Source organism: Microcoleus sp. B4-D4, assembly GCF_036705185.1.
GTDB lineage: Bacteria > Cyanobacteriota > Cyanobacteriia > Cyanobacteriales > Microcoleaceae > Microcoleus.
This window is the reverse complement of the sequence record NZ_JAUBTX010000009.1, coordinates 152,940-159,257: the sequence shown is the minus strand read 5'-3', so window position 1 is coordinate 159,257 and position 6,318 is coordinate 152,940. Positions and strand designations below refer to the sequence as shown.

The following is a 6,318-nucleotide window of genomic DNA, read 5'->3' as shown; positions in this document are numbered from 1 at the left end:
CAATAACCAATAACCAATAACCAATAACCAATAACCAATAACCAATAACCAATAACCAATAACCAATAACTAATGACCAATAAGCAATAACCAATAACCAATAACTAATAACTAATTTGTTCCATCGGCATTTCTATGATAAATTCGGCTCCTTGACCGAGTGCAGACACGCAACTCAGCGTGCCTCCGTGTTCTCGGACAACTTTATAGGAAATTGACAGGCCCAAACCAGTGCCTTTATCGGCGGGTTTGGTGGTAAAAAAGGCCTCGAATAACTGCTGGCAAACTTCTTCCGGCATCCCTGGGCCGTTGTCAGAAATCCGAATTACAGCGTTGGAGTTTTGGACTTCTGTCCTAATTTTAATTTTGCTGCGGGTAGCTTGGGCTTCCTCTACCGATCGCCCTGCGTTGTATTCCTCGATCGCGTCGATCGCATTTCCGATCAAATTCATAAACACTTGATTTATTTTACCCGAATAGCACTCAACTAAAGGCAAATTTCCATAGTCCTTAATTACCGTAATTTCGGGATAGTTGCCGTGCGCCCTCAACCGGCTTTGTAGGATTAGTAGCGTCCCTTCAATGCCTTCGTGCAGGTTGACTTTGCTCATTTGAGAATCGTCTTTGCGAGAAAAATTTCTAAGCGATCGCACGATTTCCCGAATGCGATCGGCCCCAATCTGCATCGAGGACATCGCTTTTGGCAAATCTTCTAACAGAAACTCTAACTCGACTTCCTCAATTTTATTTTGAATTAATGCGGGGGGCTGCGGGCAGTGCCGCTGGTACATATCGATCAAATTCAACAAATCTTCGGTGTAGTGACCGACGTGGACGAGATTGCCGCAGACGCTGTTAACGGGATTGTTAATTTCGTGAGCGACACCTGCTACCATTTGACCGAGTGTAGACATTTTTTCGGTGTGAATCAATACCGCTTGAGTTTGCTGTAATTCGTGCAAAGTATCTTCTAACTGAAGTTTTTGTTGAGTTAATTCTGTTTGCGACTGCCGCAAAGCTTCTTCACTGCGTTTCTGTTCGGAAATATCAGTAATCAACCCTTCTAAAGCTATCAATTCTCCAGAGTCGGAATACACTCCCAAACCTTGCTCCCAAACCCATTTTAATTCGCCGTTTTTAGAAGTTATGCGATAATTTAGCTGATAGGGGCGATTTTCTTGCAAGGCAACTTCTACGGCATTACAGAAGATTTCGCGATCGTCCGGGTGTGTCAATTCCGAGAGAGAAATTTGCCTGGTGCCGATAAATTCTTCAGGAGAATAGCCGGATAATTGATAGCAACCTTCGCTGACAAACTCCATACTGCGATCGGCATCATTGCGAAAACGATAGGCCATCCCCGGCAAATTGCTCATCAGCGTCGCCAAAGCCCGCTGGCTTTCCCGCAGGGCTTCTTCTGCACGTTTGCGATCGGTAATATCCGTCATCACCCCCAGCATACAAAGTTCGCCCTCCAAATTAATCAACTCTGCTGAGAGCAAACACACCACCACCGATCCCGACTTCACCCGAAATTCGCATTCCTGGTTACGAACAACATATTTTTCTTGCACTATTCTCCTAAAATTAACTCGGTCTTCTGGCTTCACCCAAATATTTAAGTCATCTACTGTATGGGAAATAGTTTCTGCTAAACTGTAGCCAGTCATCGATAAAAAACTATCATTAACTTCAATAAAATTGCCTGTCAAAGTAGTAATAGTCATCGGATCGGGACTCGATCGAAAAGCCTTAGAAAACTTTTCCTCCGACAAACTTAATTTTTTAATAGCTGCTTCCAACTGACTTGTCCGCTCTTTAACCCTGCCTTCCAACACCTCGTTAGCCTGCTTCAAAGTTTCCTGAGCCTGTACCCGATAAGTGATATCCCGCACCACAGCTTGCAGCCCCATTTTGCCGCCGATATCCATAGAAGTTAGCAGCACTTCCGCCGGAAACTCGGAACCGTCCAAACGGCGGTGCAGCCAATCAAAACGGCAATTTCCTGTTGCCATAGCCGTATTGATTTGCTCTTGAAACAGACTCATAGAATCTTCCAATTCCGGTTGTAGCGGTGGGCTAAATTCTAAAGGATGCTTGCCGCAAAACTCCGATTCAGTGCTGCAGCCAAACAACTTTAAAGTAGCCGGATTGCAATCCAAAAACCCCTGTTCGTCTAGCAACATTACCGCATCGGTTGTCGATTCGTAGAGAGTGCGAAACTTCTTTTCCGATTCTTGCAAAGAAGCAATCAACTGCATTTTTTCTTCTGCAGCCCGCTTTTGTTCGGTAATGTCCTGCATGATTTGAGAAAAGCCCTGCAACTCTCCGCTTTCATCCCGCAAAGGAGTCACAATAATCTTCGCCCAAAATCGAGAGCCATCTTTGCGGAACCGCCAGCTTTCACTTTCATATCTACCTGCTGCGGTAGCTGTGGCTAATTTTTCTTGCTGTTTGCCAATTTTAATATCTTCAGGCGTATAAAAGCACTCCGAGTTTTTGCCTACTATTTCGCTGGCTTCATACCCAAAAATCCGTTTAGCGCCGGAATTCCAGCTAGCTACATATCCCTTAGTATCTAACATGAATATAGCATAATCTTTAACACCTTCTATTACCATTCGCAGGCGTTCTTCACTCTCTCGCAGTGCAGCTTCTGCATTTTTGCGCTGAGTAACATCTTCGACAAACCCTTCGTAATAAAGCAATTTGCCGTCGGAATCGCGGACTGCTCGCGCATTTTCCGAAATCCAAATTACTGCGCCATCTCGGCGATAAATCTGCGATTCAAAATCCGATACGATGCCGCGCGCTTGTAAAGCCGAAACAAACTCGCTGCGGCGATCGGGATTGACGTAAAGCTGATCGCTGATATCGGTCAGGTTCCCCATCAATTCTGCTGGCGAATTGTACCCGTAAATCCGAGCCAAAGCGGGATTAGCGCTGAGGTAACGCCCTTCGGGTGTGGTCTGGAAAATGCCGGAAACAGCATTTTCAAACATACTGTAATATTTTGCTTCCATTTGCTGCAGCGCCTCCTGGACATTCAGGCATTCTATTGCTTTATTTTGTAATTGTTGATTTGCCACTTTTGAATACCCTGCTCTTGTATTGGAGTTGAATATTTTTAGTATGTTCCTGTTAAGTATGAACTGTTAACTAGGCAGGAAAATACTGTGCCGCCCGATCGCGAAAAACAAGCGATCGCCCACAAATCTTGGCGATTGGTTTGTGTCCGGGGCGGCAATTATACAAGTATGTTGATTCATTTTTCCTGCTGGGCTGTTAGATGTTAGATGTTAGATGTTATTGAGGCAAGTTTAGTTGATTGGGTTTGTCTTTTTTTAAGATTTGGCTGGTTTTCAGACGGGCGAGTTGCTCGATTCCCAACCTGCTCCTTAAAATCTGTGTAAATATATTAGCAGTTAAGTACCCTGAAATAAGTTAGTGGCGATGCTGTTTTACTATAATCAGAGGCAGCTACTTCTACAACCGCAAGAGTTTATTTTTAAGGTTTGGGTCAAAGTTCGATCGACTCTCTGTCTCCTGTGACTAACCTGCGGATATCAACTGAACGGCTGTGGGTGCTGTGCTGTCGATTGGGAGATTGAAGATTTTGGATCGAATCATGGACTTGCGGCGCAGTGAATCTGTGACTGTCGCTCTGGCCTAAAATTTTGGGGTATCCACAACTTTTGTCGGAAACTTGTATCCGTTGGTGCTCTCGGTTACTGTTAATTATTTTTAGTCAAATATAATACAGCGGACTGCTGGTAGTTGCACGATCGCGCGTTTCCCTTTAAAGTTGCCATAACAAGAGGGCAATTGTTGTATCAAAAACTTCATATTCGGCTGCTGCGGGCGGACAAATGATGTAACGCTGCTAATATCAGGGGCCAAAATCTGATCCCTGGGCTCAAAATAGGGTGAGATTTGGGCAGTTTCCCAAACAAGATGCAATTTTAAGGACGCTCTAAACCATTGTGCAGTAAGTCATTGCCAATTCTAAAATCTCCCACGCAAAAATTGAACATGGTGTAAGTCTGGTAAAATGCCGATCGATTCTCGGTTTGGCCGCTAAGCTCGATCGGGCTAAATTTGACTAACACGATAAATGACAGATTCTCCCGTACTCGCAACACTAGATATAGCAGCAGCTTCAACTTTGACAGCGGATTCTCCTCTGTGGCCAGCCCTGCTACAACAACTGTTAGACAGACAATCTCTCTCGCGCGCCCAAGCCACCGACTTAATGCAGGGATGGCTAGCAGAAGCTATACCCCCGGCACTTTCCGGCGCAATTTTAGCTGCTCTCCAAGCTAAAGGCATTTCTGCTCAAGAATTGGCGGGAATGGCTCAGGTATTGCAGTTTGAGTCCCTCGCAGGCGAGTCAGAAAGTGTTTTCGATCGCCAATCTCGGAGTTCAAATCTTAAATTAATTGATACTTGCGGCACCGGCGGTGACGGTGCTTCCACATTTAACATTTCCACGGCTGTAGCTTTTGTTGCCGCCGCAGGCGGAGTGCGAGTCGCCAAACACGGAAATCGATCGGCATCGAGCAAAGTCGGTTCTGCTGACGTGCTAGAAGCACTCGGAGTCAACCTCAACGCCGATATGGAGAAGGTAAAAGCTGCTTTAGACTCGGTAGGGATCACTTTTTTATTTGCGCCGGGGTGGCATCCAGCACTCAAGGCTGTAGCATCGCTCCGGCGCACTTTGAAGGTGCGGACTGTTTTTAACCTTTTAGGGCCTCTCGTCAATCCTCTGCGCCCGGATGGGCAGGTAATCGGGGTGTTCGATCCCAGGATGGTATCAACTGTGGCGCAAGCTTTGGGCGAGTTGGGGACTGAGTTGGCGATAGTGGTGCACGGCCGAGAAAAGTTGGATGAGGCGGGTTTGGGTGATGTGACTGATTTGGCGATTTTGTCGGGCGGCAAGGTGGAACTTACTACTTTAAACCCGGAACAGGTAGGATTGACACCAAGTGCGATCGGCTCGTTGAAAGGCGGAAATGTTGAGGAAAACGCCGAGATTTTGCGGAATGTTTTGCAAGGCAAAGGTACAGCAGCGCAAATGGATGTTGTAGCTTTGAATGCGTCTTTAGCTTTTCAAGTGGGAGGTGCAATTCCTATGGGTTCCCACGCTGCAGGAGTTGATTTGGCTAAGGAGATTTTATCGAGTGGCGAATCTTGGTCGAAGTTGCAGCAGTTAGTTGAGTTTTTGCGGTGAAGCAAGAAGTTCGGCATCTGATGCAATTGGCTGATTTAACAGATGTTAAAAAAAGAGGTTAGAGGCCAGAGGAGGGAAGAATGAGATGCACAATTTGCGATCGTCTCTCGCTTCTGGCGATCGAGCAAACTCGAACCATTACGCAGGGATCAACTGTTTGCAAAACCCAGCGAACTCTTAAGGTATTCGCACGCTCGGACTAATGACTAATGACCAATGACCAATGACCAATGACCAATGACCAATGCCCAATGACCAATGACCAATGACTCCACTTTAAGAGCGCGATCGAAATTCAATCACATCTTGCTTAATAGTCACATCTTTATTACCAAAAAAATCGTGACCCAGCAGCCCGATGTCTAATGCGGGCGAGATCGGTACAACTACATTTGTAATCGCCAAACCGCCAGCTTCGATCGAAGTAAGATTGCCCAGAGGAAAAGTAGCCACTCCGTTGGGAGTTTTGGCTTGCACGCTTCCTTGAGGAACTATCTTCAAAGCAGTAGCCATTGCTGGCGTAATTACTGTGCGGCTTGCTCCAGAATCCACCATCATTTCAAACTTTTGCGTGCCGTTAAACGTGACTTCTATGACTGGGATATTAGCTTCTCGGCGTTTAATTTTGACCAGAAATACTCCCGATTTAGTATTAGCCTTAGTATCAGACGAACCTGCAGGAGCCAATTCTTGGGGCATAAAACCGCAGACAGAGCGGCTCAAGCTAATTGTTTGGCCGCGGTCGTTACGCATGAAGCATCCCTCGCTCTCTTGAGCAGTCGCTGGCGACGAGTTGACTGCAGTGTCAAGTAAAATTGAACTGCTCAGAGAAATAACTGCTGTTAAAAGCAGTAAAGGTTTGCGGAGTTTTTCGCTCAGCAGAGGCTTTTTTGAGTTGGAGAGTAAAGGCAAGGGAGATTTGCTGACCATAGTTTGTTTAAACGCTTGTTTGTCGATCGTAACAACGACAACCACCTTTGAGTATAGATTTAGCGCTGACAGTTTGGGGATTTCAGCTTGTATTTTTGTCTGATGAGGGCGGTATGTCACAAAATGCTTGACAATTGACAAACAATTTGTTTCAGTAA

General features: G+C 45.7%; 4 protein-coding genes. 1 reads left to right on the top strand and 3 read right to left on the bottom strand.

What is annotated here, in order from left to right; translation table 11 throughout:
- Nucleotides 1-104: 104 nt before the first annotated feature.
- On the bottom strand, nucleotides 105-3,089 hold the full coding sequence (locus QUB13_RS10880) for a PAS domain-containing sensor histidine kinase (RefSeq protein ID WP_333380526.1): 2,985 nt from the start codon (nucleotides 3,087-3,089) through the stop codon (nucleotides 105-107).
- A gap of 873 nt (nucleotides 3,090-3,962) precedes the next feature.
- Nucleotides 3,963-4,109, bottom strand: coding sequence for a hypothetical protein (locus tag QUB13_RS10875; protein WP_333092940.1), 147 nt, complete (start codon nucleotides 4,107-4,109; stop codon nucleotides 3,963-3,965).
- Nucleotides 4,110-4,114: 5 nt separating this feature from the next.
- On the opposite strand from QUB13_RS10875, the gene trpD reads away from it, so the two are divergent.
- The gene (trpD, locus tag QUB13_RS10870; protein ID WP_333380524.1) at nucleotides 4,115-5,230 is read left to right on the top strand and encodes an anthranilate phosphoribosyltransferase; all 1,116 of its coding nucleotides are present in this window, start codon (nucleotides 4,115-4,117) and stop codon (nucleotides 5,228-5,230) included.
- A gap of 276 nt (nucleotides 5,231-5,506) precedes the next feature.
- Here trpD and QUB13_RS10865 read toward each other — a convergent pair whose 3' ends face one another.
- Entirely contained in the window at nucleotides 5,507-6,301 is a 795-nt protein-coding gene (locus tag QUB13_RS10865) for a retropepsin-like aspartic protease family protein (protein ID WP_333380522.1), read from the bottom strand.
- Nucleotides 6,302-6,318 lie beyond the last annotated feature (17 nt).